The organism is Microbacterium sp. LWH11-1.2 (assembly GCF_038397745.1).
Lineage (GTDB): Bacteria > Actinomycetota > Actinomycetes > Actinomycetales > Microbacteriaceae > Microbacterium.
Genome location: NZ_CP151636.1, coordinates 2,232,670 through 2,256,931, shown reverse-complemented (window position 1 = coordinate 2,256,931; position 24,262 = coordinate 2,232,670). Strand labels below are relative to the sequence as shown.

Annotated in this window: 24 protein-coding genes; 14 read left to right on the top strand and 10 right to left on the bottom strand. The window is 70.0% G+C overall.

Annotated features, from left to right (window positions below):
- Positions 1-102: 102 nt before the first annotated feature.
- From MRBLWH11_RS10920 to MRBLWH11_RS10910, 3 genes are read left to right on the top strand one after another with little or no spacing between them, the layout of a single operon-like run.
- The gene (locus MRBLWH11_RS10920; RefSeq protein ID WP_116635890.1) at positions 103-378 is read left to right on the top strand and encodes a multidrug ABC transporter ATPase; all 276 of its coding nucleotides are present in this window, start codon (positions 103-105) and stop codon (positions 376-378) included.
- Between the two features lie 10 nt (positions 379-388).
- Complete coding sequence (locus MRBLWH11_RS10915) at positions 389-2,098, top strand: helicase-associated domain-containing protein (RefSeq protein WP_341944886.1); 1,710 nt, start codon at positions 389-391, stop codon at positions 2,096-2,098.
- Between the two features lie 36 nt (positions 2,099-2,134).
- Positions 2,135-3,775 (top strand): DNA repair helicase XPB, encoded by a 1,641-nt coding sequence (locus MRBLWH11_RS10910; RefSeq protein WP_341944885.1) that lies wholly within the window; start codon positions 2,135-2,137, stop codon positions 3,773-3,775.
- 24 nt (positions 3,776-3,799) lie between these two features.
- Here MRBLWH11_RS10910 and MRBLWH11_RS10905 read toward each other — a convergent pair whose 3' ends face one another.
- Entirely contained in the window at positions 3,800-4,822 is a 1,023-nt protein-coding gene (locus tag MRBLWH11_RS10905) for a CPBP family intramembrane glutamic endopeptidase (protein ID WP_341944884.1), read from the bottom strand.
- A gap of 132 nt (positions 4,823-4,954) precedes the next feature.
- Between MRBLWH11_RS10905 and MRBLWH11_RS10900 the strand changes: the two genes are divergently transcribed.
- The 3 genes from MRBLWH11_RS10900 to MRBLWH11_RS10890 all read left to right on the top strand — a co-directional run bounded on the left by MRBLWH11_RS10900 (position 4,955) and on the right by MRBLWH11_RS10890 (position 7,806).
- Positions 4,955-5,647 (top strand): response regulator transcription factor, encoded by a 693-nt coding sequence (locus tag MRBLWH11_RS10900; RefSeq protein WP_116635886.1) that lies wholly within the window; start codon positions 4,955-4,957, stop codon positions 5,645-5,647.
- Between the two features lie 58 nt (positions 5,648-5,705).
- Entirely contained in the window at positions 5,706-7,397 is a 1,692-nt protein-coding gene (locus MRBLWH11_RS10895; protein WP_341944883.1) for a HAMP domain-containing sensor histidine kinase, read from the top strand.
- A 121-nt stretch (positions 7,398-7,518) separates the two neighbouring features.
- Positions 7,519-7,806, top strand: coding sequence for a WXG100 family type VII secretion target (locus tag MRBLWH11_RS10890; RefSeq protein WP_116635884.1), 288 nt, complete (start codon positions 7,519-7,521; stop codon positions 7,804-7,806).
- Between the two features lie 92 nt (positions 7,807-7,898).
- Here MRBLWH11_RS10890 and groL read toward each other — a convergent pair whose 3' ends face one another.
- From groL to MRBLWH11_RS10870, 4 genes are all read right to left on the bottom strand, one after another.
- Positions 7,899-9,518, bottom strand: a complete 1,620-nt coding sequence (gene groL, locus MRBLWH11_RS10885) for a chaperonin GroEL (RefSeq protein WP_116635883.1) — start codon at positions 9,516-9,518, stop codon at positions 7,899-7,901.
- A gap of 124 nt (positions 9,519-9,642) precedes the next feature.
- Positions 9,643-10,221 (bottom strand): LytR C-terminal domain-containing protein, encoded by a 579-nt coding sequence (locus MRBLWH11_RS10880; protein ID WP_243408937.1) that lies wholly within the window; start codon positions 10,219-10,221, stop codon positions 9,643-9,645.
- Positions 10,222-10,292: 71 nt separating this feature from the next.
- The gene (locus MRBLWH11_RS10875; RefSeq protein ID WP_116635882.1) at positions 10,293-10,550 is read right to left on the bottom strand and encodes a DUF3263 domain-containing protein; all 258 of its coding nucleotides are present in this window, start codon (positions 10,548-10,550) and stop codon (positions 10,293-10,295) included.
- Between the two features lie 9 nt (positions 10,551-10,559).
- Positions 10,560-11,552 (bottom strand): DUF2332 domain-containing protein, encoded by a 993-nt coding sequence (locus tag MRBLWH11_RS10870; protein WP_341944881.1) that lies wholly within the window; start codon positions 11,550-11,552, stop codon positions 10,560-10,562.
- Positions 11,553-11,623: 71 nt separating this feature from the next.
- Between MRBLWH11_RS10870 and msrB the strand changes: the two genes are divergently transcribed.
- Entirely contained in the window at positions 11,624-12,028 is a 405-nt protein-coding gene (gene msrB / locus MRBLWH11_RS10865; RefSeq protein ID WP_116635880.1) for a peptide-methionine (R)-S-oxide reductase MsrB, read from the top strand.
- A complete protein-coding gene (locus MRBLWH11_RS10860) occupies positions 12,025-12,618 on the top strand; it encodes a nitroreductase family protein (RefSeq protein ID WP_341944880.1) in 594 nt (197 codons plus the stop codon). The genes msrB and MRBLWH11_RS10860 overlap by 4 nt, the downstream gene beginning before the upstream one ends.
- A gap of 3 nt (positions 12,619-12,621) precedes the next feature.
- Here the strand turns inward: MRBLWH11_RS10860 and MRBLWH11_RS10855 are convergent, their stop codons facing one another.
- Positions 12,622-13,530 (bottom strand): DMT family transporter, encoded by a 909-nt coding sequence (locus MRBLWH11_RS10855; protein ID WP_116635969.1) that lies wholly within the window; start codon positions 13,528-13,530, stop codon positions 12,622-12,624.
- A gap of 102 nt (positions 13,531-13,632) precedes the next feature.
- On the opposite strand from MRBLWH11_RS10855, the gene MRBLWH11_RS10850 reads away from it, so the two are divergent.
- The 6 genes from MRBLWH11_RS10850 (at position 13,633) to MRBLWH11_RS10825 (ending at position 18,450) form a co-directional block, all read left to right on the top strand.
- Positions 13,633-14,286, top strand: a complete 654-nt coding sequence (locus MRBLWH11_RS10850) for an SOS response-associated peptidase family protein (protein WP_341944879.1) — start codon at positions 13,633-13,635, stop codon at positions 14,284-14,286.
- A gap of 3 nt (positions 14,287-14,289) precedes the next feature.
- Entirely contained in the window at positions 14,290-14,673 is a 384-nt protein-coding gene (locus MRBLWH11_RS10845) for an MmcQ/YjbR family DNA-binding protein (protein ID WP_341944878.1), read from the top strand.
- 107 nt (positions 14,674-14,780) lie between these two features.
- Positions 14,781-15,692 (top strand): ATP-binding cassette domain-containing protein, encoded by a 912-nt coding sequence (locus MRBLWH11_RS10840; RefSeq protein ID WP_116635968.1) that lies wholly within the window; start codon positions 14,781-14,783, stop codon positions 15,690-15,692.
- On the top strand, positions 15,689-16,495 hold the full coding sequence (locus MRBLWH11_RS10835) for an ABC transporter permease subunit (protein ID WP_341944877.1): 807 nt from the start codon (positions 15,689-15,691) through the stop codon (positions 16,493-16,495). The genes MRBLWH11_RS10840 and MRBLWH11_RS10835 overlap by 4 nt, the downstream gene beginning before the upstream one ends.
- A gap of 9 nt (positions 16,496-16,504) precedes the next feature.
- Positions 16,505-17,776, top strand: coding sequence for a histidine kinase (locus MRBLWH11_RS10830; RefSeq protein ID WP_116635875.1), 1,272 nt, complete (start codon positions 16,505-16,507; stop codon positions 17,774-17,776).
- On the top strand, positions 17,773-18,450 hold the full coding sequence (locus MRBLWH11_RS10825) for a response regulator transcription factor (protein WP_116635874.1): 678 nt from the start codon (positions 17,773-17,775) through the stop codon (positions 18,448-18,450). Before MRBLWH11_RS10830 ends, MRBLWH11_RS10825 begins: the two co-directional genes overlap by 4 nt.
- A 27-nt stretch (positions 18,451-18,477) precedes the next feature.
- Here MRBLWH11_RS10825 and MRBLWH11_RS10820 read toward each other — a convergent pair whose 3' ends face one another.
- The 4 genes from MRBLWH11_RS10820 to MRBLWH11_RS10805 all read right to left on the bottom strand — a co-directional run bounded on the left by MRBLWH11_RS10820 (position 18,478) and on the right by MRBLWH11_RS10805 (position 24,153).
- Positions 18,478-19,431: an aldo/keto reductase gene (locus MRBLWH11_RS10820; RefSeq protein WP_341944876.1), complete on the bottom strand. Its 954-nt coding sequence runs from the start codon at positions 19,429-19,431 to the stop codon at positions 18,478-18,480.
- 62 nt (positions 19,432-19,493) lie between these two features.
- Positions 19,494-21,281 carry a sigma-70 family RNA polymerase sigma factor gene (locus tag MRBLWH11_RS10815; protein WP_341944875.1) on the bottom strand — a complete coding sequence of 596 codons (1,788 nt, stop codon included), beginning with the start codon at positions 21,279-21,281 and terminating at the stop codon, positions 19,494-19,496.
- 206 nt (positions 21,282-21,487) lie between these two features.
- Entirely contained in the window at positions 21,488-23,374 is a 1,887-nt protein-coding gene (locus MRBLWH11_RS10810; protein WP_341944874.1) for a VaFE repeat-containing surface-anchored protein, read from the bottom strand.
- Entirely contained in the window at positions 23,371-24,153 is a 783-nt protein-coding gene (locus tag MRBLWH11_RS10805; RefSeq protein WP_341944873.1) for a hypothetical protein, read from the bottom strand. The genes MRBLWH11_RS10810 and MRBLWH11_RS10805 overlap by 4 nt, the downstream gene beginning before the upstream one ends.
- Positions 24,154-24,262 lie beyond the last annotated feature (109 nt).

The window sequence follows — 24,262 nt, the reverse complement described above, 5'->3', positions numbered from 1 at the left end:
ATCGGTATGCAGAAGAGTGCGCAGGCAGTTGCGCGCGCTCTCCCAGCCTACCGGTCGCCGGACCGGCGGAATCGAGGCCACGGTGCGAGTAGGGTGAGACGGATGAGCACGCAGAATTCCGAACCGGAGATTCCCGTCCGCCGGGTGGATCGCATCCTCGCGTTCTCCGCGCTCGGAATCGCGGCGGCATCCGTGATCTGCTTCTTCGCCATCATCATCGGCACCGCCGTCGGCATGGACCAGTCCGCCTTCGGCGAGGGACTGTGGCCGGTGATCGCCGCGATCCCGTTCTGGGGACTGCCGGTCGCCTTCGTCATGATCATCGCGCTGCTCGTGATGAGCTTCATCCGAAAGGGTCGCGCGGCATCGCGTTCCTGAGGCAGCGCCCATGAGCACACACGCACGACCGCTGGCGGATTGGCTGGCCGCGTCGAGCGATGACGCACTGCGGCACCTCCTGTCGTCCCGCGGGGTGCGGCCGGATGTCGCGTGGCAGGATTTCTTCGACGCCGCAGAGGCGCTGCTCGATGCGTCCGCCCTGACGAAGCTCCTCCCCTCCCTCACCGCCGCCGAGGCGGCGGCCCTGCTCCGAGCGACCGACGGCGAGGATGCCGGCCGCGAACGCGATGCGCTCACGGCACTCGCACTCCTCCGACCGGACGGCACCCCCTATGCCCCGCTCGCGTCGGTGCTCGCCGGGCGCTCCGTCGCCGAGGTCGACGAGGTCGCAGCCCCGGGGCAGGCAGCGGAGACCGCGGCCGCGCACGCGGCGGAGCGAGCGTTCACCACGGTCGCCGTGCTCGCCGATGTGCTGCTCGTCGCCCGCGAGACACCGTTCGCGCTGCTCGCCGGCGGCAGCATCAGCGCCGGCGAGAAGCGCCAGCTCGCGGATTCGGGGATCTCGGCCGACATCGTCGACACGCTCCTCTCCATCGCCCTCGACGCCGGACTCGCGGTCACCGCGGACCGTCGGCTGCGCACCACGGCCTCGGCGGAGACCTGGTTGCGATCCTCCGTCGCGGATCGCTGGACCGTCCTCGTGACGAGCTTCCGCGCCGCGCTTCCGCGCGGCGTCCGCGCCCCGAGCGGCGGGTGGATTCCCCCTGAGGCCTGGCCGCTCGCGCATCCGTGGGATCCGTCGTGGCCGGAGCGCTCCCGCCTCCTGCGCGAGGCGGCGCGCCTTCTCGGCCTGGTCGCGGAGGACGGCACCGAACCCGAATGGGCGGCGTCCGTGCGTCGCGGCGAGGATGTCGACCCTGCCGCGCTCGTCCGCCTGCTCCCCGCCGAGGTCGATCGCATCTTCCTGCAGAACGATCTCACCGCGATCGCGCCGGGACCGCTCGAGCCCGCGCTCGACGTGCGCCTCCGCGCCATCGCCGCCCGCGAGTCAGCTGCGCAGGCGTCGTCGTACCGCTTCACCGCGGAGTCGATGGCCCACGCCTTCGTCGCCGGCGAGTCCGAGGAGTCGATCCTCGAGTTCCTGAAGGGGATCTCCCTCACGGGGATCCCGCAGCCGCTCAGCTACCTGGTCGCCCAGACCGCGCAGCGGCACGGCCTCGTCCGCGTCTCCACCGACGATGAGACCGGCCGCACGCGCATCGAGAGCACCGACCTCCACCTCATCCAGGCCATGGCGGTCGACCAGTCCCTGCGCCCGCTCGCGCTCGCGAAGCACGCCGAGTCGCTCACCACTCGCGTCGGCCGGGAGACCGTCTACTGGGCTCTCACGGACGCGCGCTACCCGGCGACCCTGGTCGGGGCAGACGGCGCCATCCCGGTGCGGGAACGGCATCCTGCACTTCCCGTCACGGCCGCGCCCGCCGACGATCGCGATCTGAACGGACTGATCGCGCGCCTGCGCGACCATCAGGGCCCGGATGCCGATGCGGCATGGCTCGACCGCGAGCTCGAAGCGGCGGTCCGCGCCAAGGCCGTGCTGCAGGTCACGGTGGGGATGCCGGACGGGTCGACGCGCGAACTCCTGCTCGAGGCCACCGGGATCGGCGGAGGCCGCCTGCGCGGACGCGATCGGGCAGCCGACGTCGAGCGCACCCTCCCCGTCTCGAGCATCCTGGCCGCATCGATCATCGCGCCGTAGGCCCCGCACCTCTCGCGCCCGGTAAACTGGACAGCTATGTCTGATGGCCCCCTGATCGTCCAGAGCGATCGCACCGTGCTGCTCGAAGTCGCCCACGCCGACGCCGAGAGCGCCCGGCACGAACTCGCGATCTTCGCGGAGCTGGAGCGCGCCCCCGAGCACATCCACACCTACCGGATCACGCGGCTCGGGCTGTGGAACGCGCGGGCCGCCGGCCACACCGCCGAGGACATGCTCGAGACGCTGGACCGCTGGTCGCGCTTCCCCGTGCCGCCGTCGGTCGCGGTCGATCTGCGGGAGACCGTCAACCGCTACGGTCGGCTCGTGATCGAGCGCGACGACGAGGGAACGCTCATCCTGCGCTCGTCCGACCCCGCCGTGCTGACCCAGGTCGCGAACAACAAGCGCATCCAGCCGCTGCTGATCGGGCACCCGACGCCTGCGACATTCGTCGTCGACGCGTGGGCACGTGGTCAGATCAAGCAGGAGCTGCTCAAGATCGGCTGGCCGGCCGAGGACCTCGCCGGCTACACGCCCGGCACCCCGCACGAGATCGACCTCGCCGAGGACGGCTGGCAGATCCGTCCGTACCAGCAGGATGCCGTCGACGCCTTCTCCAAGGACGGCTCGGGCGTCGTGGTGCTCCCCTGCGGCGCGGGCAAGACGATCGTGGGCGCCGGCGCCATGGCCGCGACCAAGACCACGACGCTGATCCTCGTGACGAACACGGTCTCGGCCCGGCAGTGGCGCGACGAGCTGCTCAAGCGCACGAGCCTGACGCCCGAGGAGATCGGCGAGTACTCCGGTCAGGCCAAGGAGGTCAAACCCGTCACGATCGCGACGTACCAGATCCTCACGGCCAAGCGGAAGGGCGAGTACGCGCATCTGGCGCTGCTCGACGCCCTCGACTGGGGTCTCATCGTGTACGACGAGGTGCACCTCCTCCCCGCTCCGGTGTTCAAGCTCACCGCCGATCTCCAGGCCCGGCGACGGATCGGACTCACCGCGACGCTCGTCCGCGAGGACGGCCGCGAGGGCGACGTCTTCAGCCTGATCGGCCCCAAGCGGTTCGACGCTCCGTGGAAGCAGATCGAGGCGCAGGGGTTCATCTCCCCCGCCGCCTGCTACGAGGTGCGCGTCGACCTTCCGCCGAGCGACCGGCTCGAGTACGCGGCGGCGACCGACGACGAGCGCTATCGCCTCGCGGCATCCGCTCCCGCCAAGGTCCAGGCCGTGCGCGAGCTGATCGCGAAGCACCCGGGAGAGCGCATCCTGGTGATCGGGCAGTACCTCGACCAGCTCGAGTCGCTCTCCGAAGCGCTGGACGCTCCCCAGATCACCGGTGCGACCCCCGTGGACGAACGCGAGGAGCTCTATCGCGCGTTCCGCGAGGGCGACATCTCGCTGCTCGTGGTCTCGAAGGTGGCGAACTTCTCGATCGACCTGCCCGAGGCATCCGTCGCCATCCAGGTCTCCGGTTCCTTCGGATCCCGCCAGGAGGAGGCCCAGCGCCTCGGTCGCCTGCTGCGGCCGAAGCAGTCGGGCCACACGGCGAGCTTCTACACGCTCGTGGCCCGCGACACGATCGACCAGGACTACGCGCAGAACCGCCAGCGCTTCCTCGCCGAGCAGGGCTACAGCTACACGATCATGGACGCCGACGCGATCGCAGCCTGATCCCCTCCGGACCGCTACCCGCGGTCAGCCGTGGATCACGGTGTCCAGACGATGGGTTCCCTCGGCGCCGCGCGACGCCGGGATCGGCGCCACAGCGAGCGTTCGCGCGATGCCGAGCCGGCGCGCCCACCGATCGGCAAGCAGCGCGTAGACGACCATCGCCGCTGTCGATGCGAGCAGATCGACCGGAGTGCCGGAGGTCGCGTTCGCGTCGACCATCCCGACGGACCCGAACAGGAAGATGAGCACGTTGTTCACGATGTGCAGCGAGATCGCCGCCTCGAGACCGCCCGTCCGCCAGCACAGCCAGGCGGCGACGATCGCGAAGACCCCCACGCTCGCCGCGCCCCAGACGTCGTATCCGTGGCCGAGCACGAACAGCGGGACCGGCAGCAGGATCGCGAACGCCGGATGCCGCAGCCAGCCGCCGACGAGCTGCATCAGGTAGCCCCGGAAGACGTACTCCTCGGCGGCCGCCTGGAAGGGGATCAGCAGGAGCACGAGCAGCACCATGATCCAGAGGTTCGGGTGCGAGAAGTCGGCGACGACCTCGGTGCCCGTGACCGCCGAGAGGCCGAGGGACACGGCGAAGTACACCGCGAAGACGGCCAGGGCGAGCAGCAGGCTCCTGCCGAGCCAGCCGAGCCGCAGCCGCCCCGCCACGGACGACAGCAGCCCCACCCCGCGTCCCTCGACGATGCGCGAGGCCAGCAGGAGGGGCGGGATCATCAGGATCAGCGGCAGCACGAGGACCACGAGAAGCCAGGGACGGTCGAGGTCGAAGTACTCCATGGTCACCAGGAGCATCTGCAGCTCGGCGCCCCATTCCGGTACCAGCACCGACGCGACGCCCACCGGGACCATGAGGAGCAGCAGCAGCACCACGTAGAACGCGAGGGCGACGAGCCCCGTGAGCAGCACCCGCCACCAGCGATACCGCGGGCGCACACGCGCGAGACGGTGGAAGGCGATCTGTTCGGCCGGCGCGGGCGTCTGCGCGGCGGTGACGGGTACGGGGGCGGCGATGTCGTCCTCGGTCGAGCTCATGCATCGATCCTCTCGGGTGCGGCTGTGGATCGCATCCGACCACGGGAGGATTTCGCGGCTCGTCGGAGGCGACACCCCGCCGTTCCGGACAATAGTCAGCATCCGCATTGCCGAAGTCACCATAATGGGGACATGACTGATGCGCGCATCCTGGTCGTCGATGACGAGCCCAACATCCGCGACCTGCTCTCCACGGGTCTCAGCTTCGCCGGATTCCAGGTGAAGACGGTGGCCAACGGCGCCGCCACGATCTCGGCCGTCCTCGAGGAGGAGCCGGACCTCATCATCCTCGACGTCATGCTCCCGGACATGAACGGCTTCAGCGTGACGAAGCGGCTCCGCGGTGCCGGATTCACGGCTCCGATCCTGTTCCTCACGGCGAAGGACGGCACCGAGGACAAGATCGAGGGACTCAACGCCGGCGGCGACGACTACGTCACCAAGCCGTTCAGTCTCGACGAGATCGTCGCCAGGGCGCAGGCGATCCTCCGCCGCACCATGCAGGCCGACGAGGAGTCGATCATCCGCGCGGGTGAGCTGTCGATGGACCAGGACACTCACGACGTCCACGTCGGCAAGGAGGCGATCGAGCTCAGCCCCACCGAGTTCAAGCTGCTGCGCTACCTGATGCTGAACCCGAACCGCGTGCTGTCGAAGGCGCAGATCCTCGACCACGTCTGGGAGTACGACTTCAACGGCGACGCCGGCATCGTGGAGAGTTACATCTCCTACCTCCGTCGCAAGATCGATCCGCACACCGAGGAGTCGCTGATCCAGACGAAGCGCGGCTTCGGATACATGCTCAAGGTCGGCAAGACGGTCTGACGACCGCACGACCCCCGACGCCGTTCCGCGGCGCAGACGCCGCACCCGGGAGGACCGCATGGCGCACAAGCCCGATGCGGTCACCAGCTGGTGGCGGCGGACCAGCCTGCGGGCGAAGGTCACGGGCGTCACCGTCGCGGTGCTCGCCCTCGGTCTGCTCGTCGCCGGGATCGGCACGGTCCCGATCCTGCGCACGGCACTCGTCGGGAACATCGACGCCCAGCTTCCGGCGCTCGTCTCCAGCGACCTCGCAGACCGCTACTTCGAGATGACGACCGTCGAAGGCGACACGATCTACACGCCGCGCGACCAGCAGCCCCGTGACTTCGCGTTCGCGATCTACGACGCCGACGGCGTGCTGCAGGCCTCGACCGCGGACGCGTCGGAGGCAGGACCGCTCTTCCCGGAGAGCTACCCCCTCGCGAAGGCGCAGTCGGAGGCCGACACGACCTTCGATCTTCCGGGTGCGGATGCATCCGTGTACCGCGCCGCCGTCGCCACGGTTCCGGGCGACGGCGGCGAACTGCGCATCCAGGTCGTCGCCATGCCGCTCGCCGAGGTCGATCGCATCCTCAGCCAGTATTTCGGCATCTACATCACGATCGCGCTGATCACGATCCTCATCGCGGCCCTCCTCACCCGCGGTCTCGTCACGCTCACGTTCCGCCGACTGGGTCAGGTCGAGGCCACCGCCATGTCGATCGCCGCCGGCGACTTCCGCCAGCGGCTCACCGACCTCGAGCCCACCACCGAGGTGGGCCGCCTGAACAGCGCCATCAACACCATGCTCGATCGCGTGGACCGCTCCCTCGCTCAGCGCGATCGCACGGTCCAGCACATGCGCCGGTTCATCGGCGATGCCAGTCATGAGCTGCGCACCCCGCTCGTCAGCGTCCGCGGCTACGCGGAGCTCTACCGGATGGGTGCCATCCAGGGCGAGGAGGACACGGCGCGCGCCATGGAGCGTATCGAGAAGGAGGCGATCCGGATGGGCGTCCTCGTCGAGGACCTCCTCGCTCTCGCCCGCCTCGACGAGGAACGCGAGCCCGAGATCGAACCGCTCGACCTGCGCCCCATCGCCCGCGATGCCGCTCTCGACGTGCGGGCCGCGGCCCCCGGGCGCACGGTCACGGTCATCGACCGCACGGTCGAGGTGACGGACACCGCGACCGTGCGGATCGCCCCCGTGCCTGCCCCGGCTGCCGCTCCGCTCACGCCGCGCGGCCTCTCCCGCGGCACTCTGGCGCGGCTGCGTCGCCGACCGCGACAGCCGGAGCAGCCGCCGGCGATCGACTTCACCGAAGTTCCCGACACCCCCGTGCGCACCCCGCCCATCGTCCTCGGCGAGGAGAACAAGGTGCGCCAGGTCGTCACCAACCTCCTCGGCAACGCGCGGCGGTTCTCGCCTGAGGACGGCCCCATCGAGATCGTCGTCGACTCCGACCGGGTACGGGGCACCGGGAGCATCGCGGTCGTCGATCACGGCGAGGGCATCCCCCCGCAGATCCGCGAGCAGATCTTCGAGCGCTTCTGGCGCGCCGACACCTCACGCGCCAGAGAGACCGGCGGCTCCGGACTGGGGCTCGCGATCGTCGCCTCGATCGTGAAGGCGCTGCACGGCTCGGTGGCGGTGTCGGAGACCCCCGGCGGCGGCGCGACGTTCACGGTCACGCTCCCCCTCGCGCCTTCCCGGGCGACACCCGCGCACCTGCTCGAGGACACCCAGCCCCTCGACCGTCTGGAGCTGTGAGCGCCCTCCACCGCCACCACTCATGGCCGGTTGTGCACAGTCGGCGGCGGCACCGCCGATCGGAACGGATGCCGCTCCCCTCAGGCCTCTAGCGTCGGAGCTCCAACGAGAAGGAGTTCCCATGTCTGTCTTCACCGTCGACACCGACGCCGTCGAGTCCGCGAACGCGGCGACCCGCGGCACGATCGAGAGGCTTCGCAGCGAGTCCCGCACGCTCATGGCGCAGCTGCAGCAGCTGCAGTCGTCGTGGATGGGCGATGCGTCGAACGCGTTCCAGATCTGCGCCGAGCAGTGGCAGGGGGCGCAGCTGCATGTGGAGCAGGTGCTCGACTCGATCGGCACCTCGCTCGGATCGGCCGCTGCGCAGTATGCGGATGCCGATCGATACTCGGCGAGCCTGTTCCGCTGATCCCGGTCCTCACCAGAGGGCGGAAACGCAGAACGCCCCCGGCCGGAGCCGGGGGCGTTCTATGCGACGGAGTCGCTGACCTCATGCGAGCGTCAGAAGTCCATGCCACCCGACGGGTCGCCCATCGGTGCCGCAGCCTTCTCGGGCTTGTCGGCGACGACGACCTCGGTCGTGAGGAAGAGAGCCGCGATCGACGCTGCGTTCTGCAGAGCCGAACGGGTCACCTTCGCCGGGTCGATGATCCCCGCAGCGAACATGTCGACGTACTCGCCCGTTGCCGCGTTCAGGCCCTGGCCCGAGGGAAGCTCGGAGACCTTGTTCGCGACGACGCCCGGCTCGAGGCCGGCGTTCAGCGCGATCTGCTTCAGCGGAGCCTCGATGGCGACGCGGACGATGTTGGCACCGGTCGCCTCGTCACCCGTGAGCGACAGAGCGTCGAGAGCCTTCGTGCCCGACTGGATGAGCGCGACGCCACCACCGGGGACGATGCCCTCTTCCACAGCAGCCTTCGCGTTGCGGACGGCGTCCTCGATGCGGTGCTTGCGCTCCTTGAGCTCGACCTCGGTCGCCGCACCCGCCTTGATGACGGCGACGCCGCCGGCGAGCTTGGCGAGGCGCTCCTGGAGCTTCTCGCGGTCGTAGTCGCTGTCGGTGTTCTCGATCTCACGACGGATCTGCGTGACGCGACCCTCGATCTGGTCGGCCTCACCGGCGCCCTCGACGATCGTGGTCTCGTCCTTCGTGACGATGACCTTGCGTGCACGACCCAGCAGGTCGAGCGTGGCGTTCTCGAGCTTCAGGCCGACCTCTTCGGTGATGACCTGACCACCGGTGAGGATCGCGATGTCCTGCAGCTGCGCCTTGCGACGGTCGCCGAAGCCGGGAGCCTTGACGGCGACCGACTTGAAGATGCCCTTGAGCTTGTTGAGCACGAGCGTCGCGAGAGCCTCGCCCTCGACGTCCTCGGCGATGATGACGAGCTCCTTGCCGTCCTGGATCACCTTGTCGACGATGGGCAGAAGGTCCTTGATGTTCGAGATCTTCTGGTTCGCGATGAGGATGTAGGCGTCCTCGAAGACGGCTTCCTGACGGTCGGGGTCCGTGACGAAGTACGGGTTCAGGTAGCCCTTGTCGAAGCGCATGCCCTCGGTGAGCTCGAGCTCGGTGCCGAAGGTCTGCGACTCCTCGACGGTGACCACACCCTCCTTGCCGACCTTGTCGATCGCCTCGGCGATCAGCTCGCCGATCGCGGGGTCGGCAGCCGAGATGGAAGCGGTCGCAGCGATCTGCTCCTTGGAGTCGATCTCCTTGGCGCTGGCGAGCAGCTCCTCGGTGATGGCCGCGACGGCCTTCTCGATGCCGCGCTTCAGCGAGATCGGGTCGGCGCCGGCTGCGACGTTGCGCAGACCTTCGCGGACGAGCGCCTGAGCCAGGACCGTGGCGGTCGTGGTGCCGTCACCGGCGACGTCGTCGGTCTTCTTGGCGACCTCCTTGACGAGCTCCGCACCGATCTTCTCGTACGGGTCGTCGAGCTCGATCTCCTTGGCGATGGAGACACCGTCGTTCGTGATCGTGGGGGCGCCCCACTTCTTCTCGAGGACGACGTTGCGGCCACGCGGGCCGAGGGTCACCTTGACCGCGTCGGCGAGGATGTTGAGGCCGCGCTCGAGGCCGCGGCGGGCCTCCTCATCGAAAGCAATGATCTTTGCCATGAGTTTTTTCGTCCCTCCTGGACGTAGACGTTGGGTTTAGCACTCGGAGTAAGAGAGTGCTAACGCCATTCTGGCACTCGACACCACCGAGTGCAAGCCGCCGGGGACGGGGCGCATCCCGATGTCAGGAGGCGGGAGTCTCGGCAGGAGTCTCGGGCACCGTGGTGGATCGATCGAGGCCGATGACGACGGTGATCTGCTTCGCGCCGGTGTCGTTCAGCGCCGCGTAGAAGTCGCTCTGCTGGACCTCGGCGCCGCCGATGACGCGCGCCAGGCCGATCGCTGCGAGCTCGTCCTCTTCCGCGACGTAGTAGACGGTGGTGGTCTCGAAGTCCACGCTCGCGCTGTCACTCGCATAGACGCTGTCCGCGAGCCAGCCGCTGTTGATCAGCAGGTCGCGCATCTGCGTGTCGAGCCCCTCTTCAGGCGTCGCGTTCAGGATCATCACCGAGATGGTCGTGTCGACGACTCCGGTCTCCTCGGGGGTGGGCACGGAGCTCGGCGCGGTCTCGGGGAACAGCGAGATGCGACCCATGACGACCAGCGAGCCGAAGATGCCGGCGATGATGAGCACCAGGGCCGCGACGAAGGACCACAGCAGAACGACCCAGCCGTTCATCCCGGGGGTCTCGGCACGGTGGGCCCCGACGCGTCCGGAGGAGCGGGGGACGTCATCGAAGCGATCGCGGCTGGGCTTGGACACCCCTCGATGCTAGCGGCACGTTCCTGTCAATCCGTTCCGCGGCGCGGGCGCGGAACCGCCATCGGGCAGGATCAGCCGACGAATCGCGGAGTGCGGGCGGTGCGCTGGGCGGCCCGGCTGTCGCGGATCCGCCGCAGACGGCGCACCAGCATCGGGTCGTATTCGAGCGCGACGTCGGACTCGATCAGACGCCCCAGAACCTGGTAGTACCGCGCCGCGCTCATGCCGAGCTGGGCCCGGATCACCTCTTCCTTCGCCCCGCCGTGGCGCGGCCACGACGCCTCGAGGGCGAGGATCGCGCGATCGCGCTCCGTGAGATCTCCGAGCATGGCTCCAGGTTAGGACGCATCAGCCGCGACGGCCGCGCGCCACTCCCACCAGCGCCCGAGCGGATCCGCCGCAGCACGGACGCGGCCGTCGAGGGCGACGACGAAGCCCGGCCAGGCTCCCGCGTCGACGGGAGGCTCCCAGACGTCGAGCAGACCGGGTGGATCGATCGTGATCCACCGCGCGGGCAGCCCGGAGATGCGGTCGATCAGAGCGGTCCGCGCCGCCCGGGGGATGTGCACGAGCACGCCCGGCGTGGTGATGACGAGCGTCGCACCGGCGGGGGCCTCGGCCGCGAGCGCATCGATCTCCGCCAGCGCGTCGCCCGCGACGAGACGAGGAGGATCGGATGCCGCGATGTCGAGCGCGGCATCGATCCGCTCTTCCCGCCCGCTCTCCCCCGGCCAGACCAGGGCTCGCAGCCAGCTCCGATCCCGGTCGTCCCCCGCGTGCAGCGGCGCCAGGTCGATGCCGGCCCGCCAGACGACCTCCGGCATCCGCAACGGTGGCAGGACGCCCGAGACCCGGCTCTCCAGAGTCACGGTCGATCGGCCGTCGTCAGGGTCGAGCGCGGCCCGGAGCGCTCCGTCCTCTCCGACGAAGCGATAGGAGTAGCGGTCCGGATAGAGGCACAGCCCCGCGGACGCGCCGATCTCGAGCATCGCGACAGGCCCCTCGATCTCCGACAGCACGGGGAGCAGCGCGGCGAGCCGCAGAGGCTCGTTGGTCTGGAGCTGCCGCGCCGTGCACGCGGCGACGATCTCGTCGGCATTCCGCACGACGAAGCGCCGCCACGCCGGGTAGCCGCCGAGGTCGGCGCCGAGCAGCCGCGTCACCGCGAACACGAGGGGCGGCTGCCGCCTCGACTCGGGGATCCGCAGGAGGATCCCCTGCACCTCGGGATCGGCGGCGACGCCGGCCGCCCACTCCTCGTAGAGCGCGCTGCGGCCCGGGGCCTCATCCCGGGCGAACCGCGCGTAGCGCTGCTGGACAGCATCCGTCATCCGTCCATTCTGACTCGGCGCACCCGACGCCCCGGCACAGGAGGGAGAATGGAGGGGACTCAGGAGGATACATGTCGTACAGCGTGGACAAGACCGAAGACGAGTGGCGCCGCGAGCTCGGCGATGAGCAGTACGCCGTGCTGCGCCAGGCCGCGACCGAACGCGCATGGACGGGCGAGCTGCTCGACGAGAAGCGCTCGGGCCTGTACACCTGCGGAGCGTGCGACGCCGAGCTCTTCAAGAGCGGCACCAAGTTCGACTCCGGCTGCGGATGGCCGAGCTTCTACGAGTCGATCCGCCCCGAGGCGGTCGAGCTCATCGAGGACTCCAGCCTCGGCATGGTGCGCACCGAGGTGCGCTGCGCGAACTGCGGCTCCCACCTCGGACACGTGTTCCCCGACGGGTTCGGCACGCCGACCGGTGACCGCTACTGCATGAACTCGATCGCGATGAACTTCACGCCCGACGAGTCGTGAGCGCGCTCGACGCCGTTCGCGCCAGGCAGTCCTGGTCGAAGGTCGATGACACCGCGCCGACGCGCGAGGAGCTGGTGACCCTCGTCGCCGCGGCCGGCCGTGTCGCCGACCACTCCTCGCTGCGTCCCTGGCGTCTGATCGAGCTGCGAGGCACCGATCGCGAGGCGCTGGGCGCCGCGATCGCGAAGGCCGAAGGCGACAAGTCGCCGTCCTCGAAGCCCCTTCGCGCGCCGCTGCTCATCGCGGTGGTGGCCAGTTACCGCAAGAGCGACAAGGTGCCGCGCTGGGAGCAGGAGGCCACCGCATCCGGCGTCGCCCACACGCTGAGCCTGCTGCTCGACGAGGCCGGCTGGGGCGTCCTCTGGCGCACCGGGCACTACACGCGGTCGAAGGCGGTCGCCCAGGCGCACGGACTCGCGAAGAACGAGGAGCTCCTCGGCTGGCTGTACGTCGGCGGCAAGCCCGCCGGGCGCAAGCCGGGCCGGCGCAAGGCCGTCGATGCCCGCAAGCTCCTGACCCGCATGCCGGCGAGGACCGAGCCGATCGAGAAGACGGCGAAGACGGCGAAGAAGGCGAAAAAGAAGAAGTAGTCGTCAGCGCCGGGGCCGGATCCGCGCGACGACGACGGATGCCACGGCGACGATCACCATCGCGATGATCTGCCAGAGCGCGGGACCCGCCGCCGTCGGCCAGAAGAGGTCGATCACGACCGAGGTCACGAGCTGCCCGAGCACGGACCCCAGCCCCATCAGGAGCACGCCCGTGTGCGCGACGATGAACGCTCCGAGGAGGATGTAGGCGGCTCCGAGGAAACCACCCAGGTACAGCCACGGCTCGGCCGGCGGAGCGTCGGGCATCCCGCGGACCGCGATGCTCACCCCGGCGGCAGCGGCCAGCACGATCGTGCCGGCGATGAAGCTCATCAGCGTGGCGGCGATGGGCGACTCGACCCTCTGCGCGAGCCGTCCGTTGGTCGCCGCCTGCCACGCGATGCCGACGCCGGTCGCGAACGGCAGCAGCAGCATCCACAGCGGCGCCGATGCGAGCACGTCGCCGGAGAGCGAGATCGCGACCGCGGCGAGCGCGAGCGCTCCCCCGGCCAGGCGACCGGGGGTGACCGCGACGACTCCGGCCGGGCCGAAGCCGATCCGGTCGAGCACCAGTCCGTTCAGCGTCTGTCCGGCCACGACCCCGACGGTGAACAGCGAGACGCCCAGCACTCCCGCGGTCAGGCCCTGGGTGGAGACGGTGAGGGCGCCGCAGGCGCCGCCGAGCAGCATCCAGAACGGGATCCGCCCGTGTCGGATCCCGCCGACGAGGCGCACGACGCCACGACGCGCCGAGGGGATGCAGGAGATCACGACGACGAGGGCGAGGAGGCCGACCGCGAATGAGATCAGCCCGGCGACGACGCCGTCGTCGACCTTCACGCCGAGCACGCCGTTGATGCGGGCCTGGATCGCCGTCATGACGCCGATGGCTGCTGCGCCGCCGAGCGCCAGGGGCACGGGAAGCCGGCGGGTATCGGGCACCTGTCGACACTACCCGAGCGGCGGAAGGCCGCAGACCGGGCGGATGTCGGCGGCCACGGCTACGCTGACGACATGTGCGCGAGCTATGGTCTCGATCCCCGGTTCACCGACGCAGAGCTTCTGGCCGCGGCCGACGACGCGGTCCTGGAAGGCCTGCGCGTCTGGGCCGAGGAGAACGCCGGCGAGACCCTGCGTCCGACCGGGAAGAACCTGCGGAACCTCAATCCGATCATCGTGCAGCCGGAGACCGCGCCGACGCTGGAGCCGGCGTGGTGGGGGTACCTCGTGAACGGCGAACCCGCCAGGTTCCCGTCGATCAACACGCGCTCGGAGCGCCTGCAGGACCGGCCCGGCAGTGCGAAGTCCCGCGCGATCGTGCCGGCGACGAGCTGGTTCGAGATGCAGAAGCCGTCCCGGCAGTGGCATGAGTTCCTCGTCGACGACGGCGCGCTGTTCGGCATGGCGGCCGTGACCCAGCGGGGGCGCACCGCCGACGGCGCGTGGTTCACCTGCTACTCGATCGTGATGCGACCGGCGCCGGAGCACCTCGCCGGCGTGCACGATCGCATGCCGGTGCTCGTCCCGGCGTCGTTCGCCGGGGAATGGCTGACGGCCGACACCGGCCGCGAGGTGGTCGACGAGGCGCTGCTCGCGGCCGCCGACCTCGACGATCGCGTGCAGGCGAAGCCGCGCAACGACGACAAGCGCGCCGAACGGCTGTTCTGACGCGTGGATGCGCAGGAACTGACGTCGGCCGCCGCCGCGCGCGCGGATGAGCTGCCCGGCTCGGCGCTCGAGAATCCGTTCGGCCCCGAATGGGACGTGTACAAGGTGCGGGGCCGCGTCTTCCTCCTCCTGCCGCTGGACGGCACGGGGCGTGTCACGCTCAAGTCGCAGCCCGACGACGCGAAGGCTCTCCGAGAGACGTTCGCCGACATCGTCCCGGGGTACCACATGAACAAGAAGCACTGGATCACACTCACCCCCGGCTCGTCGCTCGAAGAGGGCCTGGTCACGGAACTCGTGACCGAGTCGTACCTCCTCGTCGTCGAGAAGCTCCCGAGGGCGCAGCGCCCGGTCGACCCCCAGACCTTCGGGCGACCGGCCGACTGATCTCGGCGCCGAGCCACCGGCATCCGTCGCCGGGATGACCCGCGCTCCGAGGGAACGGTACCGAGGGAGGACGCGGAACATCGTGCTCGCTCCGTAACGTGGACGACATGATCACAGCAGAAGGCCTCACGAAGAGGTTCGGAGACAAGACGGCCGTCGACGACGTGTCGTTCACGATCCAGCCGGGCAGCGTCACGGGCTTCCTCGGCCCCAACGGCGCCGGCAAGTCGACCACCATGCGGATGATCGTCGGACTCGACCGTCCGACCTCCGGCCGCGCGATGGTCTCCGGCCGCGAGTACCGCAAGCTCCGCGCACCGCTCACCGAGGTCGGCGTGCTGCTCGACGCCAAGGCCGTGCACACCGGCCGGACCGCCCGCAACCACCTCCGCGCGATGGCCGCGACGCACGGCATCCCGGCGTCCCGCGTCGACGAGGTGATCGATCTCGCAGGTATCAGCTCCGTCGCCCGCAAGCGCGCCGGCAAGTTCTCGCTCGGCATGGGCCAGCGCCTCGGCATCGCCTCCGCGCTGCTCGGGGACCCGCACACGCTGATCCTCGACGAACCGGTCAACGGCCTCGACCCCGAGGGCGTCCGCTGGGTGCGCCAGTTCGTCCGGCACGCGGCATCCGAAGGACGCACGGTGCTGCTCTCGAGCCACCTGATGAGCGAGATGGCGCAGACCGCCGACCACGTCATCGTGATGGGCCGCGGCAAGGTGCTCGCCGACGCTCCGCTCCCCGAGCTCGTCCGCGCCTGGACGACCAACACCGTACGCGTGCGCACCCCTCGGGCGGCCGACCTCGTCGCCGCCGTCGGCGGGCCGGACGTCGAGATCGTGAGCTCGGCTCCCGATCTGCTCGATGTCGTCGGACTCCCCGCCGCGCGGATCGGCGATCTGGCAGCCGCCCGCGGCATCCCGCTGCACGAGCTCACCCCGACCACCGGATCGCTGGAGGACGCGTATCTCGCTCTCACCGGCGACGCCGTCGAGTACCGGACCAAGGAGATCTCATGACCGTCCAGGAATCGGCTGTCGCCCCGCACCGTGTCGACACCCGCCATCGACTGACCTTCGTCCGCGCGCTCCATGGCGAGTGGATCAAGCTCGCCACCCTGCGATCCACCTGGTGGTCGATCGGCATCACCGGCCTGCTCACCGTCGCCATCGCCGTCCTGATCGCCCAGAACGTGACCGACCCGGGCTTCGATCCCGTGCAGGCGGTCGTGTCGCCGTTCCAGTTCACGATGCTCCTCGCCGGCATCCTCGGTGCGATCTCGGTCACCGGCGAGTACTCGACCGGCATGATCCGCTCGACGCTCACCGCGAACCCGGGCCGTGGCTCGGTCCTCGCCGCGAAGGCCGTGGTGCTCGCCGGCGTGATGTTCGTGTCGTCGCTGATCATCTTCGGGATCGCCGCGGTCGTCGTGTCCGCTGTCGTCGCGGGCCGGGATCAGAGCATCGACTGGTCGGATCCGTCCGCATCGTCGCTCCCGATCATCGTCGCCTCGCTGGCGATGGCCGTGTTCACGACCATCGGCGTCGCGTTCGGCTTCATCCTGCGATCCGGGGCGGGTGCGATCGCCGCGACCGTCGGACTGCTGTTCGTCCTGCCCATCGTCGCGAGCATGTTCGCCCTGGCCGGCGAAGCCGGGCGCTGGGTCATGGAGGCCGCCTCGCACCTGCCGGTGGCCGCGGCGCAGACCGTCATCGTCCCGGGTGAGGGCAGCGATGTCCCCGCCGCCTATCTGACGCTCGCCTGCTGGGTCGCCGCCGGGATGCTGTCCGCGTGGGCCGTGCTCCGCACGCGCGACGCGTAGAGTCAGCCCGTGAGCAGAACGCGCAGCCGCAGCGACTCGATCCGCGAGGACGAGGAGCTGCGGCTTCCGCGTGCCCCGGGTCTCCTCCGACGGTTCTGGGCGCGGCATCCGGTCGTCGCCGACGTGCTGATCGTCGGCATCACCCTCCTGCTGTCCACTGCGACCGTGGGGATCGTCGACATGGACGCCCCGGTGCCGGACGACACGGCGCCGCCGTTCCTCATCCCGATCTGCATCATCGCCGCCGCCGCGACGCTGTTCTGGCGACGGCAGCATCCCCTCATCCCGTTCGTCACGGCGTTCGCGTTGGAGATGCTGCTGATGCTCCTCCCGCATCCGGGCAGCACGCCGTTCCCGCTCTTCGCGTGCTACGCACTCGCCGTGTACGGGTCCGTCCGCGCGGTATGGATCGGCTTCGGCATCGGATCGGCGGCTCTGACGCTCTTCGCCCTGTGTCTGATGCTGACCGGCGTCGCCACGCTGCAGACCGGCGTCGACACCGTGCTCGGCGTCGTGGTCCTCGGGCTGATCGGCACCCTCGTCGGGGTCAACGTCGGCGAGCGCAAGCGCTACCTCGCCGCCATCATCGATCGTTCGCGGCAGCTCCTCGTCGAGCGCGATCAGCAGGCGCAGCTGGCGGCCTCCGCGGAGCGTGCGCGCATCGCACGCGAGATGCATGACATCGTTTCGCACTCCCTCACGGTCATCGTGGCGCTCTCCGAAGGGGCGGCCGCGACTCCGGATGCCGAGCAGGCGCGCAAGGCCGCGACCGCCACGGCGGAGACCGCGCGGGGTGCTCTCACGGAGATGCGATCGATGCTGGGCGTGCTCCGCGCCGACGATTCGCCGCTGCCGCTCACTCCGATGGAGCCGACGCCGCCGCGCGACACGGTGACGGCCGCGCAACGCGCCGGCTTCCCCGTCACGCTCGCGGTGAGCGGAAGCGCGGTCGTCGCTCCCGGCGTCGCGCACGCCATCGGCCGGATCGTCCAGGAAGGCGTGACGAACGCGATGCGTCATGCGCCGACCGCCACGGCGATCGCCGTGCGAGTGGCCTACACCGCCGAGACCGTGACGGTCGACATCGTCAACGACGGCGTGCGCGGGGCCACCGGAAACGACGGCTTCGGGCTCCGCGGACTCGCCGAGCGCGCCGCCCATGTGAACGGCGACCTGCGCTCCGCCCCCGACGGCTCCGGGCGCTGGGTGCTGCACGCCGAGCTCCCCGCGGCGGGCACCGCGTCCGCCGCCCCGTCATCACCGAACGAGGAGAACGCATGACAGAGACGATCAGAGTCCTCCTCGTCGACGACCAGGAGCTGATCCGCGTGGGGTTCCGCATGGTCCTCGAAGCGGAACCCGGCATCACCGTCGTCGGAGAGGCCGCCGACGGGAATGCCGCGATCGCTCAGGTCGCCGCGCTCGCGCCCGACCTGGTGCTGATGGACATCCGGATGCCGGGGCTCGACGGCATCGCGGCGACGGAGACCATCGTGCGAGAGCATCCGCAGACCAGGGTCCTCGTCCTCACCACCTTCGACCTGGACGAGTACGCTTTCGGTGCGATCCGCGCGGGTGCCAGCGGATTCCTGCTGAAGGACGCGCAGCGCCACGAGATGATCTCGGCCGTCCACGCGGTGCATCGCGGTGATGCGGCGCTCGCACCCCGGATCACGCGAATGCTGCTGCAGCACGTCTCCCCGCAGCTCGGCACCGCGCGGGCGGAACCCGATCCCGCCGACTCCGCCCGGCTCGCCGACCTCACCGAGCGCGAGCGCGATGTGTTCCTCGCCATCGGCCGCGGTCTCACGAACTCCGAGATCGCGCAGACGCTCTACGTGGGCGAATCCACCGTCAAGACCCACGTCGGGCGGGTCCTGGCCAAGCTCGGCGCTCGCGATCGCATCCACGCCGTGATCCTCGCGCATCGCCTCGGGCTCGTCGGAGAGGACTGACGCGAGCTCGCATCCGACTCGTCGGCCTCAGGCCTGAGCGGGCGTCCACTCCGAGACGCGGTTCAGCTGCTCCACCTCGTCGGACGCGAGCTCCAGTCGTCCGCCCGCGAGCAGATCCGGCACCTGCTCGACGGTGCGGGCACTCGCGATCGGCGCGACGACGGTCGGCTGCGCCCGCAGCCAGGCGAGCGACGTCGCCGCGACAGATGCACCGTGAGCGTGCCCGATCTCCTCGAGCGCGTCGATGATGCGCAGTCCCGCGTCCGTCGCATACTTCGCGGCGCCCTGGGCACGCGGTGACGCCTGACCCGCAGCATCCGTCGAGCGGTACTTGCCGGTGAGGAATCCGCTGGCGAGGGAGTAGTACGGGACCAGGCCGATGCCGAACTCCTGCGCGACCGGGATGATCGTCTCCTCGACGACATTGCGATGCACGAGGTTGTAGTGCGGCTGCACGGCGACCGGGCGGGACACGCCGAGGCGATCCGCGATGCCGATCCACTCGCGGATGCGCTCCGCGGTGTAGTTCGACACCGCGACGTGGCGCACGAGGCCGTCGGTCACGAGCTGTCCGAACGCGGCGACGGTCTCCTCCAGGGGCACCGACTCGTCGTCGAAGTGCGCGTAGTACAGGTCGATCGTGTCGAGGCCCAGCCGTGCGAGCGATGCCTCGGCGGCCTTGCGCACGTTCGCTCCCGAGAGGCCGCGGAAGTCGGGGTGCTGACTCACCTTGGTCGCGACGACGACGTCCGCAGGCTTCCGCGAGGCGAGCCACGCGCCGACGATCGTCTCGCTCTCCCCTCCCGCGTTGCCCGGCACCCAGGAGCTGTAGGAATCGGCCGTGTCGATGAAGTCGCCGCCACCCGCGACGAAGGCGTCGAGAACGGCGAAGGAGGCGTCGCGGTCGGCCGTCCAGCCGAACACGTTGCCCCCGAGAGAGAGCGGGAAGACGGAGAGGTCACTGGTTCCGATACGAGTCATCCTCGGGACAACGGCCCGCCCCGATGAGGCATTCCCTCATGACGGCGTGTTGCGACGCGCGTCTAGGGGTCGCTGATGTCGAAGGTCATCTCCGCGGGGTCGGGGCCCCAGGGATCGAAGATGACGTCCGGATCCCACACATCGAGGGGGTGCTCGTCCGGCGGGCCCCAGTAGCCGTCGGCATCCAGCGCCCGGAAGGTGAACCAGTACCAGCCCTGGGAGTGCATGCGGAGTCGCTTGATCGCGTGCCCGGTGCTGTCGAGGGGGATCAGCGCCGAATGCCCCTCGATGCTCGTGATGTAGATCGACCCGTTCGCCGGTCCCGTGGCGGCGATGACCAGGCCCGTGGTGCTGGCCTCCGTCACGTCCATGTCCTCGATGCCGGTGATGTTCTCGAAGCCCTCGATGACGATGGGAAGGATCGTGAAGCTTCCGGCCATCGCGGGCGACTGGATGTCTTCGTCGAAGGCCCAGGCCTGATAGTCGTAGGTGCCGGCGGGCAGCTCGAGGGCGCGGGGATCGAAAGACCACGAGCCGTCGTCTGCCACAGCGGGGGTGTAGCGCGCACCCGCGACGTCGACGCCGACCGTGGACCCTGGCGTCGCGGTGCCCGCCAGCACCGGCGCGAGGTATCCGGACGACGTCGAGGGGGTGACCAGTCCCGGGGTCAGTCCGGCGCCCGATCCCGGCCCGGGGGTGGTTCCCGGTGCCGTCCCCGGCGCCGTCGGGGTGATCGGTGCCGGGGCGTCGGGGTCGTTGACCAGATCGACCGAGTCGATCGCGGGGTCGTCGATCCAGCGCCCCGTACGGACCGTCGGCCGTGGACTGGACGGGATCGGCACCACCTCGATGCCTCCGGGCGTTCCGACGCCGGTGACAGGGGGCGGCGCGGTGGACGTGCGCTCGGTCGCGGCGATCGGGGCCGAGGAGGCGATCGGAGCGTCCCCGGGGAAGAACAGCGGTCCGAGCAGAAGGCCGCTGATCGTGAGCACGCCGATGCCGCCGGCGAGAAGGCTCGTGATCCCGGCACCGGTACCGGCCGCGATCAGGCCCACCGCAGCAGCGGTGGTGCCGGGGGCGAGGGCCCCCGTGGCCGGAAGGACGACCCCGAGGGCGCCGAATCCGACAGCGGACAGGGTGACACCCTGCAGACGGCGGGCGTCGCTGCGCATGTCGAGGAGCAGTTCTCCGCATTCGCTGCAGGACGACACGTGGTCATTCACCTCGCGCGCCACGGTGTCGTCGAGCGGATCGGTCAGGTGTCGGGGGAAGAGGCGGGCGGCATGCGCCTCGTCATCGCGCAGCGCGAGCGGGATCTGCGACGTGAGCCAGTTCAGCTTGAGACCGGTGCGTGCGCGGCGCTGCAGGGCGGAGACGGCGTTCGGCTTGATTCCGAGCTCTCGCGCGATCTCGGGGCGGGGCACGTCGGCGACCTCCGTGAGCCACAGCACGCGCTGCCACCGCTCCGGGAGCTCTTGGAACGCTCCGAGGAACTGCTGGGCGTTCGACTCCCGTTCGACGAGGCTGAGGGCGTCGCGGAAGTGGGGGCGGTCGGCCTCGACGGTGTCGTCGATGCGGTCGGCGTCCTTGCGCCACCGGATCGCGGTGTTGCGGATCACGGCCTTGAGATACGAGCGGAAGGCGAACTCGGGCCCGGCGCTCGTCGTCGTCACCTGCTGGTAGACGGCGAGGAGCGCCTCGGAGGCGAGATCCTCCGCGTGCGAGGGGAACAGGCGGTGCGCGTATCGGAGCGCCGCGCCGATGTGGCGCTCCCACAGCACGGCGTACGCCGACTGGTCACCGTCTCGGAGCGCACGGAGGAGCTCACGATCGCTGCGAGAATCTCCCACGTCTCCCTCTCCAGAAAACGCCCGCTCGTCTCCGCCGAGCAGCCGGACGCGAGTCGACCCGCGCGATCGATCCGATCTTGAATCGACGTTCAATGATATCCCCGCCGGGGGCGTGGAGGCCATCCCGGATCGGTCCTCCCCCACGCGGAAGCGCGGGCAGAGCAGCGGAGGATCCTCTCGCCGCTCTGCCCGCGCGGACCCGCAGGTCAGGCGTCGACGTCGCGCCTTCTCGACCGCATCAGGATCGCTCCCGCGAGGAGAGCGGCCGACGCGGCCGCGACGATCACCGTCGGTGCCGCGGCACCGGTGACGGCGAGACTCCCGCTGCCGGGCTTCGGCGTCGTGGGGACGACGGAGGTTCCCGCCTCGACAGCGACCGTCTGCGCCGCGTCATCGATGTCCGTGTGCGCGGCGACGGGTTCGTCCCCCTCGTCGTCACCCACGAAGAGCCACTCGAAGGCGACCAGCACGTCGCCGGAGAACCCCGCAGGAACGGTGAACGTCACGTCGATCGACCCGTTCGCGCTCGTCGGCGTGAACGTGGCCGACCCCATGATCCCGGTCGGCTGGCTGTCGGCCTTGTCCATCAGCTCGCCGACGACCGTGTACTCCACCCCGGGGGTGAGGTTGAGGTACGCGACCGTGTCGACGAGTGTCCCCCCGCCGGAGGTCAGGACGTGGTCCTGGTCGGCGGCATCCACCAGCGACGTCCCGATCGCCGGAACCGGCACCTCCGGGGCCGTCTCCACCGTCACGGTCTGTGCGGCGTCGTCGATGTCCTTGTGCTCCGCGACCGGCTCGCCCGCGCCGCCCGCGCCTTCGAAGAGCTCCTCGAAGGCGACGAGCGTCTCACCCGCATATCCCTCGGGTACGACGAAGCTGACGTCGATCGAGCCGTTCGCCACGGTGGGGGTGAAGGTCGTCGCACCGGTGATCCCGGTGGGCTGACCGTCGGACTTGCGCATGAGCTCACCCGAGATCGTGTACTCGGTGCCCGGCACCAGGTTCTGGTAGGCGACCGTGTCGATCACGGTGCCGCCGTTCCATCCCAGCACCCGGTCTCCGTCTGCGGCGTCGACCAGCGACGTCCCGATCACCGGCTCGACGGCACCCGGCTGCGCAGCCCAGTCCACCGTGGCTTCTCCCGTCGTCTGCGCCGTCTCCGGCGCGACCAGGATGATCGACTGCGCGTGGTCCTCCGCTGTCGGGGTGCCGCCCGGCGTGGTCGGCACCGAGATCACGGTGCCCGTGCTTCCCGAGCCGACGGCGGTCGCGCGCACGGTGGCGCTCCCCGCGACGGTCGAGCCCCGCAGATCCAGGTAGAGCTCCTGCCCGTCGACGACCGCGTTCGGGTCGACCGCGGTCCCTGCGGCATCCGTGATCGTGACGGCGGGATCCACCGAGACGACGACCGAGGCCTGATCGGTGTTCACCGTGAAGGGTCCGACGAGGCTCCCCGCAGTCTGGGGTGTGCCGGGCGCCGTCACCGAGGCCGTCACCTGCAGGTCTTCGGGGGTGAGCCCCGGACTGGCGTTCGCCCCGTTCACGAGGTACCAGTAGGCAGCCTCCGAGTCGGGGGTCTCCCAGGCCCAGGGGGCGTCGAAGGTCAGGTCGGTGTATCGCCAGATCGCGTACTGGGTCGCCTCGATGGCGTCGTTGCGCGAGATGCCCGGCACCCCCGCCGCCGCACCGAGGTCTTCGAGACTCACGGCCGGGAAGCTGTTCGCCAGCACCCACAGCACTTTGCCGGTGACCGCCGGGTCGGTGAAGTAGTTGGCGCCGAGGTAGCTGTCGAGGCCTCCGGCGACGCCCAGCAGTCCGGTCTCCGCCGACACGTCGTGCTCGATGCAGTACGCCCAGTAATCCGGATCCCCTTCCTGCACCCCTGAGGACCAGATCGGGAAGACGCCGGTGCCGCCGTATCCCTCCTTGCCGCCGATGTAGACCGCATCGCCCGGTTCGACCTCGGCCGCCATGGCTGCGCTGACGCCACCGGGTGCGATGGCGGCTCCGAGCGCGAGCAGCGCACCGGCGAGCCAGCGCCCCGCGCGGCTCGACCCTCTCGACACCCCCGTGCCGCTCCGGCGGTTCATACCGTGCACACCGGGTTGAGGGCGGTGAACGTGAGCGGCCCGATCCAGATGTTCTGGGGCGGCCGCTCTCCGAGCGCACGCCCGGAGTTGTTGGCGACGAAGGTGAGGTCGAACGCGCTGACACCCGACGCGGTCACCCGCACGTTTCCAGCCGCGCTGGTGGGCGCGACCTCGGGGTTCGGCGAGCTGGTGAACGGCCGCCATGCGTTGGTGCCCGTCCCTTGGCCGCGGATCCAGTCGGAGTTGTACGTTCCGGTGCCTTCGGAGACGTACACGCGCTCCGCACCACCGAGGCCGTCCAGAGCCTGGACGCCGTCGATGTCCTTGATCGTGTAGCCGAGGTCCGAGACCGTGGTCGCCACTCCGTCCAGAGCGAAGCTGAACGTGACGCGCTGCCCTCCGCCGAGATTGCGGAGATCGGCGGTGTCGAGCGCGAGATGCACGCTGGGCTGCGCTTCCCCGCCGACGGTGGCGGAGTCGAGACGAAGGTTGTTCGTCTGGTTGATCGTCATGTTGCTCGCACCGTTGGGGACCGCGCTGAGCGTGAGTGTGAGGTCCTTGCCGTCACCGAAGACGTCCACCCAGGTGAACAGCGACGAGGTGCCGCTCAACCGCGAGTAGACGGCGGTGCTCGTGCTGAGCGCTGCGGTGCATGCCACGGACGCGGCGGTGAGCGGTGTGGCCACGGCCGCCGCGATCACGGGCACGGACCATGCCCCGCCGATCACGACCGTTCTCCGCGTCAGGCCACGCTTCTGGACTGCCTCTTGTTCCTTCATCTGATTTGACTCCCCTCAAGCGGCCGACAGTCTGTCGACACATTGGGAAGGAGTCGGAAACGTCGCAGGAGTGACGCGAGATCCAGCAGATCGTGAAATCTCCGGTGGA

What these genes read in the sequence shown, in the direction of transcription:
- MRBLWH11_RS10840 (WP_116635968.1), top strand. Translation starts at nt 14,781, where the DNA reads ATGATCACAGCAGAAGGCCTCACGAAGAGGTTCGGAGACAAGACGGCC.
- MRBLWH11_RS10875 (WP_116635882.1), bottom strand. Translation starts at nt 10,550, where the DNA reads ATGCTCGGAGATCTCACGGAGCGCGATCGCGCGATCCTCGCCCTCGAG.
- MRBLWH11_RS10850 (WP_341944879.1), top strand. Translation starts at nt 13,633, where the DNA reads ATGTGCGCGAGCTATGGTCTCGATCCCCGGTTCACCGACGCAGAGCTT.
- MRBLWH11_RS10825 (WP_116635874.1), top strand. Translation starts at nt 17,773, where the DNA reads ATGACAGAGACGATCAGAGTCCTCCTCGTCGACGACCAGGAGCTGATC.
- msrB (WP_116635880.1), top strand. Translation starts at nt 11,624, where the DNA reads ATGTCGTACAGCGTGGACAAGACCGAAGACGAGTGGCGCCGCGAGCTC.
- MRBLWH11_RS10870 (WP_341944881.1), bottom strand. Translation starts at nt 11,552, where the DNA reads ATGACGGATGCTGTCCAGCAGCGCTACGCGCGGTTCGCCCGGGATGAG.
- MRBLWH11_RS10910 (WP_341944885.1), top strand. Translation starts at nt 2,135, where the DNA reads ATGTCTGATGGCCCCCTGATCGTCCAGAGCGATCGCACCGTGCTGCTC.
- groL (WP_116635883.1), bottom strand. Translation starts at nt 9,518, where the DNA reads ATGGCAAAGATCATTGCTTTCGATGAGGAGGCCCGCCGCGGCCTCGAG.
- MRBLWH11_RS10920 (WP_116635890.1), top strand. Translation starts at nt 103, where the DNA reads ATGAGCACGCAGAATTCCGAACCGGAGATTCCCGTCCGCCGGGTGGAT.
- MRBLWH11_RS10900 (WP_116635886.1), top strand. Translation starts at nt 4,955, where the DNA reads ATGACTGATGCGCGCATCCTGGTCGTCGATGACGAGCCCAACATCCGC.
- MRBLWH11_RS10895 (WP_341944883.1), top strand. Translation starts at nt 5,706, where the DNA reads ATGGCGCACAAGCCCGATGCGGTCACCAGCTGGTGGCGGCGGACCAGC.
- MRBLWH11_RS10810 (WP_341944874.1), bottom strand. Translation starts at nt 23,374, where the DNA reads ATGAACCGCCGGAGCGGCACGGGGGTGTCGAGAGGGTCGAGCCGCGCG.
- MRBLWH11_RS10905 (WP_341944884.1), bottom strand. Translation starts at nt 4,822, where the DNA reads ATGAGCTCGACCGAGGACGACATCGCCGCCCCCGTACCCGTCACCGCC.
- MRBLWH11_RS10805 (WP_341944873.1), bottom strand. Translation starts at nt 24,153, where the DNA reads ATGAAGGAACAAGAGGCAGTCCAGAAGCGTGGCCTGACGCGGAGAACG.
- MRBLWH11_RS10890 (WP_116635884.1), top strand. Translation starts at nt 7,519, where the DNA reads ATGTCTGTCTTCACCGTCGACACCGACGCCGTCGAGTCCGCGAACGCG.
- MRBLWH11_RS10820 (WP_341944876.1), bottom strand. Translation starts at nt 19,431, where the DNA reads ATGACTCGTATCGGAACCAGTGACCTCTCCGTCTTCCCGCTCTCTCTC.
- MRBLWH11_RS10915 (WP_341944886.1), top strand. Translation starts at nt 389, where the DNA reads ATGAGCACACACGCACGACCGCTGGCGGATTGGCTGGCCGCGTCGAGC.
- MRBLWH11_RS10835 (WP_341944877.1), top strand. Translation starts at nt 15,689, where the DNA reads ATGACCGTCCAGGAATCGGCTGTCGCCCCGCACCGTGTCGACACCCGC.